The organism is Shigella sp. FC1661 (assembly GCF_001712525.1).
GTDB lineage: Bacteria > Pseudomonadota > Gammaproteobacteria > Enterobacterales > Enterobacteriaceae > Escherichia > Escherichia coli.
Window position 1 is genome coordinate 1 of the sequence record NZ_MDGW01000576.1, and the last position, 18207, is coordinate 18207.

Here is an 18207-nt window from a genome sequence, read left to right on the forward strand (position 1 = left end):
GTCTTCGGTGAACGCACTCTGGCCACACTGGAGCGTCTTCTGAGCCTGCTGTCGGCCTTTGAGGTCGTGGTATGGATGACGGATGGCTGGCCGCTGTATGAATCACGCCTGAAGGGAAAGCTGCACGTTATCAGCAAGCGTTACACTCAGCGCATTGAGCGACATAATCTGAATCTGAGACAACATCTGGCAAGGCTGGGACGGAAGTCACTGTCGTTCTCAAAATCGGTGGAGCTGCATGACAAGGTCATCGGGCATTATCTGAACATAAAACACTATCAGTAAGTTGGAATCATTACCCGCGACCCTTTGTTTATAAAAACCTGACAGAATTAAAGGTTATTTTTTTCCTTCAACCCATTTGCCATCAACATAAAATGCTGACCAGCCAGTCGCCTTTCCGTCTTTTTCCGAAGAGACATATTGCTGTTTGGTTTTACGGCTAAAGCGAACCATGGTCTTATTACCTTCCGGATCCTGCTGTGGCGCATCGGCCAGATAACGCAGTTTTTCCGGCAGACGGTCGCGGAAGCGATAAAGCTCTTCCACCAGTGGCGCACGCGTTTCACGCGATTTCGGGAAAGTGTTGGCAGCCAGGAAAACACCCGCAGCGCCGTCACGCAGCACGAAATAAGCATCTGATTTTTCGCACGGCAGCTCAGGTAATGGCACCGGATCTTCTTTCGGTGGTGCCACTTCGCCGTTACGTAAAATCTTACGTGTGTTTTTACACTCTTCGTTGGTGCAGGCCATGTATTTACCGAAACGCCCCATTTTCAGGTGCATTTCAGAGCCACATTTTTCACACTCAACGATCGGGCCGTCATAACCTTTAATGCGGAATTCGCCCTCTTCGATCTCGTAACCGTCGCAGGTTGGGTTATTACCACAGACATGCAACTTACGTTTCGGATCGATGAGATAGCTGTCCATCGCCGTGCCGCATTTCGGGCAACGACGTTTTGCGCGCAGCGCGTTGGTTTCAGCGTCTTCGCCTTCCAGTACGTTCAGCACTTCGTTTTCCGGCACCAGGTTAATGGTGGTTTTGCAACGCTCTTTCGGCGGCAGCGCATAACCAGAACAGCCAAGGAATACCCCGGTGCTCGCTGTGCGAATCCCCATTTTGCGACCACAAGTCGGGCAGTCAATGCTGGTCAGAACCATCTGGTTCGGGCGCATACCACCCTCTTCCGGATCTTTTTCAGCTTTATCTAACTGCTGGGTGAAATCCGAGAAGAAGTGATCCAGTACAGCTTTCCACTCTGCTTCGTGATTTGCCACCTGGTCGAGGCTGTTTTCCATCTGTGCGGTGAAGTCGTAGTTCATTAACTCGCGGAAATTTTCTTCAAGGCGATCGGTGACGATTTCGCCCATTTTTTCCGCATAGAAACGACGATTTTCTACTCGCACGTAGCCACGATCCTGAATGGTCGAAATGATCGACGCATAGGTAGACGGACGACCGATACCGCGTTTTTCCAGCTCTTTAACCAGCGATGCTTCACTGAAACGGGCTGGCGGCTTGGTAAAGTGCTGGGCTGGTGTAAGTTCAACGAGCGTCAGAGCATCGCCTTTATTAACTGCTGGTAAGATGCGATCTTCATCGCCTTTACGCAACGCAGGCATCACTTTTGTCCAGCCATCAAAACGCAAAATACGACCGCGTGCTTTCAGGCGGAAATCGCCCGCACCAACGGTCAGCGTCGTGGAGTCATATTTCGCTGGGGTCATCTGGCAGGCTACGAACTGACGCCAGATTAACTGGTACAGTTTCTGCGCATCTGCTTCCATATCCTTCAGCGATTCCGCCATCACATTGACGTCAGAAGGACGAATCGCTTCGTGCGCTTCCTGTGAGTTTTCTTTGCTGGCGTACTGATTCGGACTTTCCGGCAGATATTTCTTACCAAAATTATCGCTGATATAACCGCGAACCATATTTACCGCGTCCTGACTCAGGTTAGTGGAGTCGGTACGCATGTAAGTGATATAGCCTGCTTCATACAAACGCTGCGCCATCATCATGGTTTTTTTCACGCCAAATCCAAGACGGGTGCTGGCAGCTTGTTGCAGCGTAGAGGTAATAAAAGGAGCGCCAGGTTTAGTGGTTGTCGGTTTGTCTTCACGTTCCAGCACGCTGTAGCGCGCTTTTTCCAGCAGACTTACCGCAGCCTGAGTTTGTTCTTTGTTGACCGGACGGAACGGTTTGTCGTTCTGATGAGTCACCTGTAACGCCAACGCTTCACCAGATGGCGTGGTCGTGCTGGCATCGACTTCCCAGAACTCTTCCGGCACGAACGCTTTAATTTCACGCTCACGCTCGACCACCAGGCGAACCGCCACCGACTGCACACGACCGGCAGACAGACCACGAGCGATCTTTTTCCATAGCAGCGGCGAAACCATATACCCCACCACGCGGTCCATAAAGCGACGCGCCTGCTGGGCATTAACACGATCAATATTCAGCTCACCCGGTTTGTTAAATGCCTGGCGGATCGCGTTTTTAGTAATTTCGTTAAACACCACTCGGCTATAGCGCGCATCATCACCCCCAATCACTTCCCGCAGGTGCCATGCAATGGCTTCCCCTTCGCGGTCAAGGTCGGTTGCGAGATAGATGTGGTCGGCTTTTTCAGCCAGTTGTTTCAGTTCAGAGACGACCTTCTCTTTACCAGGCAACACTTCATAGTGCGCCTCCCAATTGTGCCACGGGTCAACCCCCATACGGTTGACGAGAGCGCCACGTTCATCCTTTTTAGGCTTTTTAGCCGTCTTGGTGGAGGTAGAGTCGGCACTCTTTTTGGCAGCTGAGCCACTGGTCGGCAAATCGCGGATGTGACCGACGCTGGATTTCACCACGTAGTCACTACCCAGATACTTGTTGATCGTTTTGGCTTTTGCCGGGGACTCAACGATGACAAGAGCTTTACCCATATTCACCTTACCTAATTTGATTCTTCCAGGAATGCGTCGCACGTTGATAAACCTTCCACTGGCAACGAGTTACCGATATGGACTCGTTCTCTGCGGATATCAACCCCTTGTCGTGACTCTGTTCACGAAAATTCAGGTGACTGAGTTAACAGGTCTTGGCCTACAGGCGCTATAGCACGACGGAATTTTGGTCGAATGTCAAGCAAATCTATTGCCAGATTGACGAAAGTCGTCACACTGTACCTGATAAAATCCGATACGCAACTTTATTAGCATGCAAAATCCAAAGTTGCCAGTAAGGCGCTCTTGCCACCAGCGTGGTATATTTGTCTGCAAGCCATGCCTGGCGTAGACTAATGTCCTTGTTTAAGGAGTAAATAATGAACAAAGAGACACAACCCATCGACCGCGAAACGCTGTTGAAAGAGGCCAACAAAATCATTCGTGAGCATGAGGATACGCTCGCAGGGATTGAAGCCACCGGCGTCACGCAGCGTAATGGCGTGCTGGTATTTACCGGCGACTACTTTTTAGATGAACAAGGATTGCCAACAGCCAAAAGCACCGCGGTGTTTAATATGTTCAAACACCTGGCCCATGTGCTTTCAGAAAAATATCATCTGGTTGATTAAAGCAAAACGCGAGGTCTTAGCCTCGCGTTTGTCTTTTACATCAATGGCTTTTGACCCCGCTGCCACCAGCGTAGCAACAATCGATCGGCGCTCTCTGCCGCGCTGCCGGTGAATCGGTCAATGAGTCGTTTACGCTGCATATAGCGTACATTAACCACTTCACGGCCTTCCATCAGGCTAAGAATAACTTCATCACTGGTGTTGATTTCATCAACCAGGCCTTTCTCTACCGCCTGTTGTCCGTACCAGTGTTCACCTGTTGCCACCTGTTCAATATCCAGAGACGGACGCATACGCTTCACAAAATCTTTAAACAACTGATGCGTTTCGTTCAACTCTTCGCGGAATTTCTCCCGCCCTTCTTCGGTATTTTCACCCAGCAACGTCAGAGTACGCTTATACTGCCCGGCAGTGTGCAGTTCGATATCAATATATTTGCTTTTCAGGAAGCGGTTAAAGTTGGGCATTTGCGCCACCACCCCAATGGAACCCACAATAGCAAACGGTGCGGAAACAATTTTGTCCGCCACACAGGCCATCATGTAACCGCCGCTGGCAGCGACTTTGTCTACCGTAACAGTTAAAGGAATGTTTTTATCACGCAGACGCTGCAGCTGCGAAGCCGCCAACCCGTAACCATGCACCATGCCACCAGGGCTTTCCAGACGGAGCACAACCTGATCCTGCGGTTTGAATGCTGCGAGTACCGCCGTTATCTCTTCACGTAGCGAGTTCACTTCATGGGCGTCCATGCTGCCTTTAAAATCCAGCACCCAGACGCGAGGTTTACTGTCAGTTGCCACCTCGCCCAGTTTGGCTTTCGCTTTTGCTGCTTTCGCTTCTTGCTTGTGCTTTTTCTTCTGCGCTTTGTGCCACTGTTTTTGCTGATGTGAGCCCATCAGCGCCGCGGCCAGTTCTTCTTTCATCTCCTTATACTGTTCGCTGAGATTGTTGACCCGTAACTCGCCACGCTGGCGTTTATTACGTTGAGCAACATTGACAATAATGGCGGCAATCGCCGCAATCGCTAGCACAACGGTAACGATTTTCGCCAAAAACAAACCATATTCAGACAACAATTCCACGAGTCCCCACCTTGGTTAAACAACGCTTTGGCTCACAGTTTACAACAGGCATGTTAAGCCGTCTCGCAGAGATGTTATTGCAGCGAAGTATGACAAAGTATCCATTTTGCGGTGTTATCGCCCCAGGCTGATTGAAATGCCCTTCTGTTTCAGGCATAAAGCCCCAAAGTCATAAAGTACACTGGCAGCGCGACAGACAACGTCGTTGAGGAGTAGCCATGCATTACCAGCCAAAACAAGATTTACTCAATGATCGCATTATCCTGGTGACGGGAGCCAGCGATGGGATTGGTCGTGAAGCCGCGATGACGTATGCACGCTATGGTGCGACAGTGATTCTGTTGGGCCGTAATGAAGAAAAATTACGTCAGGTAGCCAGCCACATAAACGAAGAAACTGGGCGTCAGCCACAGTGGTTTATTCTCGATTTGCTGACCTGCACGTCCGAAAATTGCCAACAACTGGCACAGCGCATTGTCGTTAATTATCCGCGTCTGGATGGTGTTTTGCATAATGCCGGATTGCTCGGCGATATTTGCCCAATGAGCGAACAAAATCCGCAGGTCTGGCAGGACGTCATGCAGGTCAACGTTAATGCCACCTTTATGCTCACCCAGGCACTGCTTCCTTTATTACTCAAATCGGACGCCGGTTCACTGGTCTTTACTTCATCAAGCGTTGGACGTCAGGGACGAGCTAACTGGGGTGCATATGCAGCGTCGAAATTTGCCACCGAAGGGATGATGCAGGTACTGGCCGATGAATATCAGCAGCGCCTGCGCGTCAACTGCATTAACCCAGGCGGTACGCGCACCGCAATGCGCGCAAGCGCCTTCCCGACCGAAGATCCACAGAAACTTAAAACACCCGCTGATATCATGCCGCTCTACCTCTGGCTGATGGGCGATGACAGCCGCCGTAAAACCGGCATGACCTTTGACGCCCAACCGGGCCGTAAACCAGGAATTTCCCAATGAGTGATGAACGCTACCAACAGCGTCAGCAGCGAGTGAAAGAAAAAGTAGATGCTCGTGTGGCCCAGGCCCCAGGATGAACGCGGTATTATCATCGTCTTTACCGGCAATGGAAAAGGCAAAACCACCGCGGCATTTGGTACGGCAACACGCGCAGTTGGTCACGGAAAAAAAGTGGGCGTCGTGCAGTTTATTAAAGGCACCTGGCCTAATGGCGAACGCAATCTGCTGGAACCACATGGCGTTGAGTTTCAGGTGATGGCAACGGGCTTTACCTGGGATACACAAAACCGCGAGTCTGATACCGCCGCCTGCCGCGAAGTCTGGCAACATGCAAAGCGGATGCTTGCTGATTCCTCACTGGATATGGTTTTGCTTGATGAACTGACGTATATGGTGGCGTATGACTATTTGCCACTGGAAGAAGTGGTGCAGGCGTTAAATGAACGTCCACATCAACAGACGGTGATTATCACGGGTCGAGGCTGTCATCGGGATATTCTTGAACTAGCGGATACGGTAAGTGAGCTGCGCCCCATCAAACATGCGTTTGATGCCGGTGTTAAGGCGCAAATAGGGATTGATTATTAATCTGTAAAAATGCCGGATATGACGTCCGGCATACTTTGATTAACCGTTATTACGCCCGCCAGAACGACGACCGCCGCTCACCTGACTGTGACGTTTCACCGCACGACGAATCTGATTAGCCTTCATGCGACGACGGTCTTTTTCTACAGCGACTTTAGAGCTGGTTTCTGGCGGAAGCTCCACCAGTTCGCGCAGATAGTTAGTCTGGGCGAGGTCCAGCTCCGTCCAGCCACCGCGTGGCAGACCTTTTGGCAGTGGGATATCACCGTAACGAACACGGATCAGGCGGCTCACCTGCACACCAACCGCTTCCCACAGACGACGAACTTCACGGTTACGGCCTTCGGTCAGAGTCACGTTGTACCACTGGTTGATCCCTTCGCCGCCGCTGAACTTGATGATTTTAAAAGCTGCCGGACCATCTTCCAGTTGCACGCCACGACTCAAATCACGCAGTTTCGCGTCGTCAACCTGACCAAATACACGCACGGCGTATTCACGTTCAACTTCACGGCTTGGATGCATTAAACGGTTTGCCAGTTCACCATCGGTGGTGAACAGCAGCAGACCACAGGTGTTAACGTCCAGACGACCTACGGCAATCCAGCGTGCGCCACGCAGCTTTGGCAGACGGTCAAACACCGTCGGACGCCCTTCCGGATCGTTACGGGTACACAACTCACCTTCCGGTTTGTAATAGGCCAGAACGCGACAAATTTGTTCAGCGGACTCACGTACCGAAATCAGATGACCATCGATACGAATTTTCAGCCCAGGGGTAACTTCAACGCGATCGCCGAGTTTAGCAATTTTGCCATCAACACTCACACGACCGGCTTCAATAATAGATTCGATTTCACGGCGGGAGCCGTGGCCAGCGCGGGCCAGCACTTTCTGTAATTTTTCGCTCATAGAGCTTCCTTTTGGTGTCGCCTTCCCAGGCGTCTGATATGCTTTTGTGCAACAGTGAGTCAGAACTTACATCTGACTCACTGATAGTAAAGTCTGTTTGAACTCTTCAGGCCTTAAGTAAACGACTCGACGTTTATCGGCCTGGCTTTGAGGCGCAACATACTACACTATCTTTATGGTTAAAGCTTGTTTCGATTAACATCAGCTTAATTACCAGCCACCACCGCCTCCGCCACCCGCGCCGCCGCCAGCACCACCACCGGAATAACTTCGCCCCAACAAACTGGTATTGGCCCCGCAACTTAGGTGCGTCTGTAATGAGAATAAAACGCCGTTACGGGCAATCTCTGGAGCGCGAATCGCCGAAGAAAGCGAAGGGGCAATGCGTAACGCCCATTCCCTCCCCAAATTTGCCGATATAGCCCAACCTAGCAACGCGTAATCCAGTTTCCGTGTTTCCCCTTTCCGCCGACGTCCACTGTGTGTTGCTGCCTCTTTACGCGCAAGATAGTTAACGATAGCTTCACCGCGGGCATAACGTTGCTGCCCAGTTTGGGTAAACTTTGGCAGAAAAATATACCCCATGCCAGTGAGATAACCGGTCAGGCAAACAGCGCTAAAATAACCCGCTGGCATATACCAGTAAAAGAATACATCTCCGACATTGATATAGAGAGAATAGAAGGCCACGCCTGAACAAATCAGTGGTAAAAACAAAGTGATGATTGCACGATTAACGCAAGGCTTGTCATCATCGCGGGCAAACAAAAGCTCAAGGGAACAAAATAAAAAAGGAATAATCCAGCAGATCATAATAAACATATCGCCTACCAGACTCATTCCTGCCCAACCTACGGGACTCAGGTTACCGTAGAGAATGATCGCCAATATTGCCAGTCCACCCCATTGCAAAAACGTATCAGGCCGGTAAAACAAAGACTTTTTACGCGGCAGATAAAATTTCTGCATCCGTAAAAATGCCCTGCGTAAGACTCTGTTGCGTCTCCCCGTAAGAACGACCTTATCGCCTTTACGAAATAACGCTTCCAGTAATAACTGCTCTGCGGGCAGTAATACCTCATTATTTCTGGTCGCGCCTTCATTAACACAAATCAGGATTTGCTGGTTCTTATCATACTGATCTTCCAGATGAATTTTTCCCTTCACGATCAGATTTACGATATCGGCACAGAAACCTTTATCGTCGTAAACCAGCTTCGCATCGAGACGTAACATGCCGGGCGTGTAATCTGGCGGAATGACATCGGTTTCAATCACATCTACCGGCGTAAATTGCGGCCTGCGCTTCCAGAGATATAACCATCCACAAACCAGGAATAGACACGGAAACCAAATTAACAACGATGACGTGGAGGGTAAAAGAAGATGGCTGAAAATATTCGTCGTTTGTGGAGCCGGGGCATTGCTAAGTAACGCGTGAGGCCAGCGGTAGAGTACCGTGAAATCTTCTCGATAAAACGGATCGCGGGATTCAATTCTTCCGTCCTCAAGGATGCGGCCATTTCGATATGTGTCGCCCTCTTCTCCAGTAAAGAGATCGATTTCGCTAAATGGATTACCCGCGATATCAGGGAACTTGAGTGAAAATCGGGTCTTATAGATTTCAAACGGCCAGTGGTTACCAGTCACGTTCCAGATTAACAGATCTGAATCTCCCTCACGCAGGAAAGCATTTTTAACCTGATAATGAATTTGATAATGATAGTCGCCTTGAGGCAAGAAACGTTGTTTATCGCCCACGACAATACTCATTAACCCGATATGCCAGTCAAGATGCCAGGGTTCAGGAATACCATCACGAGTGACGCCAACAATATGATAGTTCAGCAGTGCAGCGTCCCCATCAGGCTGCATCCAGAGTCGTGGTAAATCACGATAAAATCCGTGCTTAATCTGCTGATTTCGCGCCTGAAAATGAATATTTTCTTTGATGTCGAGCACCCCATCCGGTTGCAGAGTGGCTTCAACATCAAAGAGCGAGATCCCTTCTTCATAAGAAGGGATCTCCGGGTTTTCTGCATAACTTAGAGATGATACAAACAGCCCTGCTATCAACAGCAAAATGCAGCGAAACTTCCCTGCCATAGTCTTCCATCCGTGGAACGCAATTTGTTATAAGAAAGGCTTCACATCACCCACGCCTTCACGCACCACGACCGGCGTATCATCGGTAAGATCAATGACCGTTGTCGGTTTCTGTCCGAGATAGCCGCCGTGGATAATCAAATCCACCTGTTTTTCCAGACGGTCTTTAATTTCTTCTGGATCGGATTCGGTAAATTCGCTGCCTGGCAGCATTAGCGAAGTGGAAAGCATCGGTTCGCCCAGTGCTTCAAGCAACGCCTGCGCAATCGGGTTAGAAGGCACACGCATACCGATGGTTTTGCGTTTTTCCTGCAACAGACGGCGTGGCACCTCCTTCGTCCCCTTCAGGATGAAGGTATAGTTGCCCGGCGTGTTGTTTTTCATTAAACGAAACGCAACGTTATCCACGAATGAATAGGTCGAAAGTTCAGAAAGATCGCGACACATCAGGGTAAAGTTGTGACCGTCCGGCAGCTGGCGAATACGACAAATACGCTCCATCGCGTTTTTATCTTCAATTTTACAGCCGAGCGCATAGCCGGAATCAGTTGGATAAACAATCACCCCGCCTTTACGCACGATCTCCACCGCCTGGTTGATCAGACGTTGCTGCGGGTTATCAGGATGAATATAAAAAAACTGGCTCATAATTCCCTCTCTGTGGTGTTCTGCGGCTGTTCCCATAGCTGCCAGACGCCTTCAACGCCTGCGGGCAGCCAGAGTTTACGACCCAGTTCGATCCACGGGCATGGCTGATGAAAATCAGATCCTTGTGATGCCCATAAATGATGCTGACGCGCAAGTGTCGTCAACTGGGTGCGTTCATTGGGCGATTGCTGGCACTGCGCGACTTCCATCGCGTCGCCGTGGTGTTCGGCAAAATGCGCAACCAATCTTTTCAGCCATTTAGCACTAAGATTGTACCGCCCAGGATGAGCTAGCACCGCCTTACCGCCAGAATGATGAATGACATCAATAGCTTGTTCTATTGTACACCACTGTGGCGAAACGTATCCGGTTTTCCCGCGCGCCAGATACTTTTTAAAGACATCTGCCATTGAACTGGCTTTGCCGCACTCAACAAGGAAACGCGCAAAATGACCGCGCGTCACTGCGCCGCCCTGCGCCAGTCGTTGTGCGCCTTCCAGCGCCCCAGGTATTTGCGCTTTTTCAAGTCTTTCGGCAATTTGCTGCGCCCGCTGATTGCGCCGTTCTGTCTGCTGCGCGAGGAACTCACACATTAGCGGATGAGTAATATCAATATTCAGCCCGACAATATGAATTTCATGATTTTCCCAGACCGTGGAAATTTCCACGCCGGGAATAAGATTCAGCGCCAGTCCCGAACGTGAAATTTCCTCTCTTGCTGGCGCGATTGCAGCTGTGGTGTCATGGTCGGTGATCGCCAGGGTGCCGACGCGCATCTCGACTGCACGGTGCACCAATGCTTCTGGCGTCAGGCAGCCATCGGAAGCTGTGGTATGGCTGTGCAGGTCGTAAATCACTGCGTAATTCGTGTCGCTCAAGGCGCACTCCCGTTCTGGATAATGTTTTTTGCGCCGACATCATAACGGTTCTGGCAAATATTCTGAAATCAGCTGTTGACAATTAATCATCGAACTAGTTAACTAGTACGCAAGTTCACGTAAAAAGGGTATCGACAATGAAAGCAATTTTCGTACTGAAAGCTTGGTGGCGCACTTCCTGAAACGGGCAGTGTATTCACCATGCGTAAAGCAATCAGATACCCAGCCCGCCTAATGAGCGGGCTTTTTTTTGAACAAAATTAGAGAATAACAATGCAAACACAAAAACCGACTCTCGAACTGCTAACCTGCGAAGGCGCTTATCGCGACAACCCGACTGCGCTTTTTCACCAGTTGTGTGGGGATCGTCCGGCAACGCTGCTGCTGGAATCCGCAGATATCGACAGCAAAGATGATTTAAAAAGCCTGCTACTGGTAGACAGTGCGCTGCGCATTACAGCATTAGGTGACACTGTCACAATTCAGGCACTTTCCGGCAACGGCGAAGCCCTGCTGACACTACTGGATAACGCCCTGCCTGCGGGTGTGGAAAATGAACAATCACCAAACTGCCGTGTGCTGCGCTTCCCCCCTGTCAGTCCACTGCTGGATGAAGACGCTCGCTTATGCTCCCTTTCGGTTTTTGACGCTTTCCGTTTATTGCAGAATCTGTTGAATGTACCGAAGGAAGAACGAGAAGCAATGTTCTTCGGCGGCCTGTTCTCTTATGACCTTGTGGCGGGATTTGAAGATTTACCGCAACTGTCAGCGGAAAATAACTGCCCTGATTTCTGTTTTTATCTCGCTGAAACGCTGATGGTGATTGACCATCAGAAAAAAAACACCCGCATTCAGGCCAGCCTGTTTGCTCCGAATGAAGAAGAAAAACAACGTCTCACTGCTCGCCTGAACGATCTTCGCCAGCAGCTGACCGAAGCCGCGCCGCCGCTGCCGGTGGTTTCCGTGCCGCATATGCGTTGTGAATGTAACCAGAGCGATGAAGAGTTCGGTGGCGTGGTGCGTTTGTTGCAAAAAGCGATTCGCACCGGAGAAATTTTCCAGGTGGTGCCGTCTCGCCGTTTCTCTCTGCCCTGCCCGTCACCGCTGGCGGCCTATTACGTGCTGAAAAAGAGTAATCCCAGCCCGTACATGTTTTTTATGCAGGATAATGATTTCACCCTGTTTGGCGCGTCGCCGGAAAGTTCGCTCAAGTATGACGCCACCAGCCGCCAGATTGAGATCTACCCGATTGCCGGAACACGCCCGCGCGGTCGTCGCGCCGATGGTTCACTGGACAGAGACCTCGACAGCCGCATCGAACTGGAAATGCGTACCGATCATAAAGAGCTTTCTGAACATCTGATGCTGGTGGATCTCGCCCGTAATGATCTGGCACGCATTTGCACCCCCGGCAGCCGCTACGTCGCCGATCTTACCAAAGTTGACCGTTACTCTTACGTGATGCACCTGGTCTCCCGCGTGGTCGGTGAGCTGCGCCACGATCTCGACGCCCTGCACGCTTACCGCGCCTGTATGAATATGGGGACGTTAAGCGGTGCGCCGAAAGTACGCGCCATGCAGTTAATTGCCGAGGCGGAAGGTCGTCGCCGCGGCAGCTACGGCGGCGCGGTAGGTTATTTCACCGCGCATGGCGATCTCGACACCTGCATTGTGATCCGCTCAGCGCTGGTGGAAAACGGTATCGCCACCGTGCAAGCCGGTGCTGGCATAGTCCTTGATTCTGTTCCGCAGTCGGAAGCCGACGAAACCCGTAATAAAGCCCGCGCTGTACTGCGCGCTATTGCCACCGCGCATCATGCACAGGAAACTTTCTGATGGCTGACATTCTGCTGCTCGATAATATCGACTCTTTTACGTACAACCTGGCAGATCAGTTGCGCAGCAATGGGCATAATGTGGTGATTTACCGCAACCATATTCCGGCGCAGACCTTAATTGAACGCCTGGCGACGATGAGCAATCCGGTGCTGATGCTTTCTCCTGGCCCCGGTGTGCCGAGCGAAGCCGGTTGTATGCCGGAACTCCTCACCCGCTTGCGTGGCAAGCTGCCCATTATTGGCATTTGCCTCGGACATCAGGCGATTGTCGAAGCTTACGGGGGCTATGTCGGTCAGGCGGGCGAAATTCTCCACGGTAAAGCCTCCAGCATTGAACACGACGGTCAGGCGATGTTTGCCGGATTAACAAACCCGCTACCAGTGGCGCGTTATCACTCGCTGGTTGGCAGTAACATTCCGGCCGGTTTAACCATCAACGCCCATTTTAATGGCATGGTGATGGCAGTACGTCACGATGCGGATCGCGTTTGTGGATTCCAGTTCCATCCGGAATCCATTCTTACTACCCAGGGCGCTCGCCTGCTGGAACAAACGCTGGCCTGGGCGCAGCGGAAACTAGAGCCAACCAACACGCTGCAACCGATTCTGGAAAAACTGTATCAGGCGCAGACGCTTAGCCAGCAAGAAAGCCACCAGCTGTTTTCAGCAGTGGTACGTGGCGAACTGAAACCGGAACAACTGGCGGCGGCGCTGGTGAGCATGAAAATTCGCGGCGAGCACCCGAACGAGATCGCCGGAGCAGCAACCGCGTTACTGGAAAACGCCGCGCCGTTCCCGCGCCCGGATTATCTGTTTGCCGATATCGTCGGCACCGGTGGTGACGGCAGTAACAGCATCAATATTTCCACCGCCAGTGCGTTTGTCGCCGCGGCCTGTGGGCTGAAAGTGGCGAAACACGGCAACCGTAGCGTCTCCAGTAAATCTGGTTCGTCCGATCTGCTGGCGGCGTTCGGTATTAATCTTGATATGAATGCCGATAAATCGCGCCAAGCGCTGGATGAGTTAGGCGTATGTTTCCTCTTTGCGCCGAAATATCACACCGGATTTCGCCATGCGATGCCGGTTCGCCAGCAACTGAAAACCCGCACTCTGTTCAACGTGCTGGGACCATTGATTAACCCGGCGCATCCGCCGCTGGCGTTAATTGGTGTTTATAGTCCGGAACTGGTGCTGCCGATTGCCGAAACCTTGCGCGTGCTGGGGTATCAACGCGCGGCGGTAGTGCACAGCGGCGGTATGGATGAAGTTTCATTACACGCGCCGACAATCGTTGCCGAACTGCATGACGGTGAAATTAAGAGCTATCAGCTAACTGCAGAAGATTTTGGCCTGACACCCTACCACCAGGAGCAACTGGCAGGCGGAACACCGGAAGAAAACCGTGACATTTTAACACGCTTGTTACAAGGTAAAGGCGACGCCGCTCACGAAGCAGCCGTCGCGGCGAATGTCGCCATGTTAATGCGCCTGCATGGCCATGAAGATCTGCAAGCCAATGCGCAAACCGTTCTTGAGGTACTGCGCAGTGGTTCCGCTTACGACAGAGTTACCGCACTGGCGGCACGAGGGTAAATGATGCAAACCGTTTTAGCGAAAATCGTCGCAGACAAGGCGATTTGGGTAGAAACCCGCAAACAGCAGCAACCGCTGGCCAGTTTTCAGAATGAGGTTCAGCCGAGCACGCGACATTTTTATGATGCGCTACAGGGTGCACGCACGGCGTTTATTCTGGAGTGCAAGAAAGCGTCGCCGTCAAAAGGCGTGATCCGTGATGATTTCGATCCGGCACGCATTGCCGCCATTTATAAACATTACGCTTCGGCAATTTCGGTGCTGACTGATGAGAAATATTTTCAGGGGAGCTTTGATTTCCTCCCCATCGTCAGCCAAATCGCCCCGCAGCCGATTTTATGTAAAGACTTCATTATCGACCCTTACCAGATCTATCTGGCGCGCTATTACCAGGCCGATGCCTGCTTATTAATGCTTTCAGTACTGGATGACGACCAATATCGCCAGCTTGCAGCCGTCGCTCACAGTCTGGAGATGGGGGGGCTGACCGAAGTCAGTAATGAAGAGGAACTGGAGCGCGCCATTGCATTAGGGGCAAAGGTCGTTGGCATCAACAACCGCGATCTGCGTGATTTGTCGATTGATCTCAACCGTACCCGCGAGCTTGCGCCGAAACTGGGGCACAACGTAACGGTAATCAGCGAATCCGGCATCAATACTTACGCTCAGGTGCGCGAGTTAAGCCACTTCGCTAACGGTTTTCTGATTGGTTCGGCGTTGATGGCCCATGACGATTTGCACGCCGCCGTGCGCCGGGTGTTGCTGGGTGAGAATAAAGTATGTGGCCTGACGCGTGGGCAAGATGCTAAAGCAGCTTATGACGCGGGCGCGATTTACGGTGGGTTGATTTTTGTCGCGACATCACCGCGTTGCGTCAACGTTGAACAGGCGCAGGAAGTGATGGCTGCGGCACCGTTGCAGTATGTTGGCGTGTTCCGCAATCACGATATTGCCGATGTGGTGGACAAAGCTAAGGTGTTATCGCTGGCGGCAGTGCAACTGCATGGTAATGAAGATCAGCTGTATATCGATACGCTGCGTGAAGCTCTGCCAGCACATGTTGCCATCTGGAAAGCATTAAGCGTCGGTGAAACCCTGCCCGCCCGCGAGTTTCAGCACGTTGATAAATATGTTTTAGACAACGGCCAGGGTGGAAGCGGGCAACGTTTTGACTGGTCACTATTAAATGGTCAATCGCTTGGCAACGTTCTGCTGGCGGGGGGCTTAGGCGCAGATAACTGCGTGGAAGCGGCACAAACCGCTGCGCCGGACTTGATTTTAATTCTGCTGTAGAGTCGCAACCGGGCATCAAAGACGCACGTCTTTTGGCCTCGGTTTTCCAGACGCTGCGCGCATATTAAGGAAAGGAACAATGACAACATTACTTAACCCCTATTTTGGTGAGTTTGGCGGCATGTACGTGCCACAAATCCTGATGCCTGCTCTGCGCCAGCTGGAAGAAGCTTTTGTCAGCGCGCAAAAAGATCCTGAATTTCAGGCTCAGTTCAACGACCTGCTGAAAAACTATGCCGGGCGTCCAACCGCGCTGACCAAATGCCAGAACATTACGGCTGGGACGAACACCACGCTGTATCTGAAGCGCGAAGATTTGCTGCACGGCGGCGCGCATAAAACTAACCAGGTGCTCGGTCAGGCTTTACTGGCGAAGCGGATGGGTAAAACCGAAATCATCGCCGAAACCGGTGCCGGTCAGCATGGCGTGGCGTCGGCCCTTGCCAGCGCCCTGCTCGGCCTGAAATGCCGTATTTATATGGGTGCCAAAGACGTTGAACGCCAGTCGCCTAACGTTTTTCGTATGCGCTTAATGGGTGCGGAAGTGATCCCGGTACATAGCGGTTCCGCGACGCTGAAAGATGCCTGTAACGAGGCGCTGCGCGACTGGTCCGGCAGTTATGAAACCGCGCACTATATGCTGGGCACCGCAGCTGGCCCACATCCTTATCCGACCATTGTGTGTGAGTTTCAGCGGATGATTGGCGAAGAAACGAAAGCGCAGATTCTGGAAAGAGAAGGTCGCCTGCCGGATGCCGTTATCGCCTGTGTTGGCGGCGGTTCGAATGCCATCGGCATGTTTGCAGATTTCATCAACGAAACCAACGTCGGCCTGATTGGTGTGGAGCCGGGTGGTCACGGTATCGAAACTGGCGAGCACGGCGCACCGCTAAAACATGGTCGCGTGGGCATTTATTTCGGTATGAAAGCGCCGATGATGCAAACCGAAGACGGGCAGATTGAAGAATCTTACTCCATCTCCGCCGGACTGGATTTCCCGTCTGTCGGCCCACAACACGCGTATCTTAACAGCACTGGACGCGCTGATTACGTGTCTATTACCGATGATGAAGCCCTTGAAGCCTTCAAAACGCTGTGCCTGCACGAAGGGATTATCCCGGCGCTGGAGTCTTCCCACGCCCTGGCCCATGCGCTGAAAATGATGCGCGAAACCCCGGAAAAAGAGCAGCTACTGGTGGTTAACCTTTCCGGTCGCGGCGATAAAGACATCTTCACCGTTCACGATATTTTGAAAGCACGAGGGGAAATCTGATGGAACGCTACGAATCTCTGTTTGCCCAGTTGAAGGAGCGCAAAGAAGGCGCATTCGTTCCTTTCGTCACGCTCGGGGATCCGGGCATTGAGCAGTCATTGAAAATTATCGATACGCTAATTGAAGCCGGTGCTGACGCGCTGGAGTTAGGTATCCCCTTCTCCGACCCACTGGCGGATGGCCCGACCATTCAAAACGCCACTCTGCGCGCCTTTGCGGCAGGTGTGACTCCGGCACAATGTTTTGAAATGCTGGCACTGATTCGCCAGAAACACCCGACCATTCCCATTGGCCTGTTGATGTATGCCAATCTGGTGTTTAACAAAGGCATTGATGAGTTTTATGCCCAGTGCGAGAAAGTCGGCGTCGATTCGGTGCTGGTTGCCGATGTGCCAGTTGAAGAGTCCGCGCCCTTCCGCCAGGCCGCGTTGCGCCATAATGTCGCACCTATCTTCATCTGCCCGCCAAATGCCGATGACGACCTGCTGCGCCAGATAGCCTCTTACGGTCGTGGTTACACCTATTTGCTGTCACGAGCGGGCGTGACCGGCGCAGAAAACCGCGCCGCGTTACCCCTCAATCATCTGGTTGCGAAGCTGAAAGAGTACAACGCTGCACCTCCATTGCAGGGGTTTGGTATTTCCGCCCCGGATCAGGTAAAAGCAGCGATTGATGCAGGAGCTGCGGGCGCGATTTCTGGTTCGGCCATTGTTAAAATCATCGAGCAACATATTAATGAGCCAGAGAAAATGCTGGCGGCACTGAAAGTTTTTGTACAACCGATGAAAGCGGCGACGAGCAGTTAATCCCACAGTCGCCAGTTCCGTTGGCGGCATTTTAACTTTCTTTAATGAAGCCGGAAAAATCCTAAATTCATTTAATATTTATCTTTTTACCGCTTCGCTTACCCCTGTCGAACGTCAACTTACGTCATTTTTCCGTCCAACAGTAATATAATCAAACAAATTAATCCCGCAACATAACACCAGTAAAATCAATAATTTTCTCTAAGTCACTTATTCCTCAGATAATTGGGTAATGACTCCAACTTACTGATAGTGTTTTATGTTCAGATAATGCCCGATGACCTTGTCATGCAGCTCCACCGATTTTGAGAACGACAGTGACTTCCGTCCCAGCCTTGCCAGATGTTGTCTCAGATTCAGATTATGTCGCTCAATGCGCTGAGTGTAACGCTTGCTGATAACGTGCAGCTTTCCCTTCAGGCGTGATTCATACAGCGGCCAGCCATCCGTCATCCATACCACGACCTCAAAGGCCGACAGCAGGCTCAGAAGACGCTCCAGTGTGGCCAGAGTGCGTTCACCGAAGACGTGCGCCACAACCCTCCTCCGTATCCTGTCATACGCGTAAAACAGCCAGCGCTGACGTGATTTAGCACCGACGTAGCCCCACTGTTCGTCCATTTCAGCGCAGACAATCACAT

General features: G+C 51.6%; 13 protein-coding genes, 4 pseudogenes and 1 other annotated feature. Of the genes and pseudogenes, 10 read left to right on the forward strand and 7 right to left on the reverse strand.

Annotated elements, in window-relative coordinates; genetic code table 11:
- Nucleotides 1-285, forward strand: a pseudogene (locus tag BFF42_RS23130) (IS1-like element IS1X2 family transposase); the annotation flags it as partial.
- Nucleotides 286-339: 54 nt separating this feature from the next.
- On the opposite strand, the gene topA reads toward BFF42_RS23130, so the two are convergent.
- On the reverse strand, nucleotides 340-2937 hold the full coding sequence (gene topA / locus BFF42_RS23135; RefSeq protein WP_012421655.1) for a type I DNA topoisomerase: 2598 nt from the start codon (nucleotides 2935-2937) through the stop codon (nucleotides 340-342).
- Nucleotides 2938-3317: 380 nt separating this feature from the next.
- Here topA and BFF42_RS23140 point away from each other — a divergent pair, with 380 nt between their 5' ends.
- Nucleotides 3318-3569, forward strand: coding sequence for a YciN family protein (locus tag BFF42_RS23140; RefSeq protein ID WP_001031530.1), 252 nt, complete (start codon nucleotides 3318-3320; stop codon nucleotides 3567-3569).
- Nucleotides 3570-3604: 35 nt separating this feature from the next.
- Here BFF42_RS23140 and sohB read toward each other — a convergent pair whose 3' ends face one another.
- The gene (sohB, locus tag BFF42_RS23145) at nucleotides 3605-4654 is read right to left on the reverse strand and encodes a protease SohB (RefSeq protein WP_000422066.1); all 1050 of its coding nucleotides are present in this window, start codon (nucleotides 4652-4654) and stop codon (nucleotides 3605-3607) included.
- A 218-nt stretch (nucleotides 4655-4872) separates the two neighbouring features.
- Between sohB and BFF42_RS23150 the strand changes: the two genes are divergently transcribed.
- Both BFF42_RS23150 and cobO read left to right on the forward strand, forming a co-directional pair.
- A complete protein-coding gene (locus BFF42_RS23150; RefSeq protein WP_000559289.1) occupies nucleotides 4873-5631 on the forward strand; it encodes a YciK family oxidoreductase in 759 nt (252 codons plus the stop codon).
- A pseudogene (cobO, locus tag BFF42_RS23155) lies at nucleotides 5628-6219 on the forward strand (cob(I)yrinic acid a,c-diamide adenosyltransferase). The gene BFF42_RS23150 and the pseudogene cobO overlap by 4 nt, the downstream one beginning before the upstream one ends.
- A gap of 39 nt (nucleotides 6220-6258) precedes the next feature.
- On the opposite strand, the gene rluB reads toward cobO, so the two are convergent.
- The 4 genes from rluB to rnm form a co-directional block, all read right to left on the reverse strand.
- Entirely contained in the window at nucleotides 6259-7131 is an 873-nt protein-coding gene (rluB, locus tag BFF42_RS23160) for a 23S rRNA pseudouridine(2605) synthase RluB (protein ID WP_001291213.1), read from the reverse strand.
- A 210-nt stretch (nucleotides 7132-7341) separates the two neighbouring features.
- Nucleotides 7342-9237, reverse strand: coding sequence for a DUF2207 domain-containing protein (locus tag BFF42_RS23165; protein WP_004984243.1), 1896 nt, complete (start codon nucleotides 9235-9237; stop codon nucleotides 7342-7344).
- Nucleotides 9238-9264: 27 nt separating this feature from the next.
- Complete coding sequence (locus BFF42_RS23170) at nucleotides 9265-9885, reverse strand: L-threonylcarbamoyladenylate synthase (protein ID WP_001295575.1); 621 nt, start codon at nucleotides 9883-9885, stop codon at nucleotides 9265-9267.
- Nucleotides 9882-10763 carry an RNase RNM gene (gene rnm / locus BFF42_RS23175; protein ID WP_001285686.1) on the reverse strand — a complete coding sequence of 294 codons (882 nt, stop codon included), beginning with the start codon at nucleotides 10761-10763 and terminating at the stop codon, nucleotides 9882-9884. The genes BFF42_RS23170 and rnm overlap by 4 nt, the downstream gene beginning before the upstream one ends.
- Nucleotides 10764-10900: 137 nt before the next feature.
- On the opposite strand from rnm, the gene trpL reads away from it, so the two are divergent.
- The 6 genes and pseudogenes from trpL (at nucleotide 10901) to trpA (ending at nucleotide 17566) form a co-directional block, all read left to right on the forward strand.
- Nucleotides 10901-10945 (forward strand): trp operon leader peptide, encoded by a 45-nt coding sequence (trpL, locus tag BFF42_RS23180; RefSeq protein ID WP_001386774.1) that lies wholly within the window; start codon nucleotides 10901-10903, stop codon nucleotides 10943-10945.
- Nucleotides 10922-11015 (forward strand) — a sequence feature (Trp leader region). (Overlaps the previous gene by 24 nt.)
- A gap of 21 nt (nucleotides 11016-11036) precedes the next feature.
- Entirely contained in the window at nucleotides 11037-12599 is a 1563-nt protein-coding gene (gene trpE, locus BFF42_RS23185) for an anthranilate synthase component I (RefSeq protein ID WP_001194597.1), read from the forward strand.
- The gene (gene trpD, locus BFF42_RS23190; RefSeq protein WP_000763539.1) at nucleotides 12599-14194 is read left to right on the forward strand and encodes a bifunctional anthranilate synthase glutamate amidotransferase component TrpG/anthranilate phosphoribosyltransferase TrpD; all 1596 of its coding nucleotides are present in this window, start codon (nucleotides 12599-12601) and stop codon (nucleotides 14192-14194) included. The genes trpE and trpD overlap by 1 nt, the downstream gene beginning before the upstream one ends.
- Nucleotides 14195-14197: 3 nt before the next feature.
- A pseudogene (gene trpCF / locus BFF42_RS23195) lies at nucleotides 14198-15555 on the forward strand (bifunctional indole-3-glycerol-phosphate synthase TrpC/phosphoribosylanthranilate isomerase TrpF).
- 11 nt (nucleotides 15556-15566) lie between these two features.
- A complete protein-coding gene (trpB, locus tag BFF42_RS23200; protein ID WP_000209504.1) occupies nucleotides 15567-16760 on the forward strand; it encodes a tryptophan synthase subunit beta in 1194 nt (397 codons plus the stop codon).
- Nucleotides 16760-17566: a tryptophan synthase subunit alpha gene (gene trpA, locus BFF42_RS23205; protein WP_000443068.1), complete on the forward strand. Its 807-nt coding sequence runs from the start codon at nucleotides 16760-16762 to the stop codon at nucleotides 17564-17566. The genes trpB and trpA overlap by 1 nt, the downstream gene beginning before the upstream one ends.
- Nucleotides 17567-17809: 243 nt before the next feature.
- Here trpA and BFF42_RS23210 read toward each other — a convergent pair.
- Nucleotides 17810-18207: pseudogene (locus tag BFF42_RS23210) on the reverse strand (IS1-like element IS1X2 family transposase); the annotation flags it as partial.

Excerpts from the sequence above, each read along its gene's own strand:
- BFF42_RS23150 (WP_000559289.1), top strand. The coding sequence starts at position 4,873 with ATGCATTACCAGCCAAAACAAGATTTACTCAATGATCGCATTATCCTG.
- trpE (WP_001194597.1), top strand. The coding sequence starts at position 11,037 with ATGCAAACACAAAAACCGACTCTCGAACTGCTAACCTGCGAAGGCGCT.
- BFF42_RS23165 (WP_004984243.1), bottom strand. The coding sequence starts at position 9,237 with ATGGCAGGGAAGTTTCGCTGCATTTTGCTGTTGATAGCAGGGCTGTTT.
- BFF42_RS23140 (WP_001031530.1), top strand. The coding sequence starts at position 3,318 with ATGAACAAAGAGACACAACCCATCGACCGCGAAACGCTGTTGAAAGAG.
- topA (WP_012421655.1), bottom strand. The coding sequence starts at position 2,937 with ATGGGTAAAGCTCTTGTCATCGTTGAGTCCCCGGCAAAAGCCAAAACG.
- BFF42_RS23170 (WP_001295575.1), bottom strand. The coding sequence starts at position 9,885 with ATGAGCCAGTTTTTTTATATTCATCCTGATAACCCGCAGCAACGTCTG.
- trpB (WP_000209504.1), top strand. The coding sequence starts at position 15,567 with ATGACAACATTACTTAACCCCTATTTTGGTGAGTTTGGCGGCATGTAC.
- trpA (WP_000443068.1), top strand. The coding sequence starts at position 16,760 with ATGGAACGCTACGAATCTCTGTTTGCCCAGTTGAAGGAGCGCAAAGAA.
- trpD (WP_000763539.1), top strand. The coding sequence starts at position 12,599 with ATGGCTGACATTCTGCTGCTCGATAATATCGACTCTTTTACGTACAAC.
- rluB (WP_001291213.1), bottom strand. The coding sequence starts at position 7,131 with ATGAGCGAAAAATTACAGAAAGTGCTGGCCCGCGCTGGCCACGGCTCC.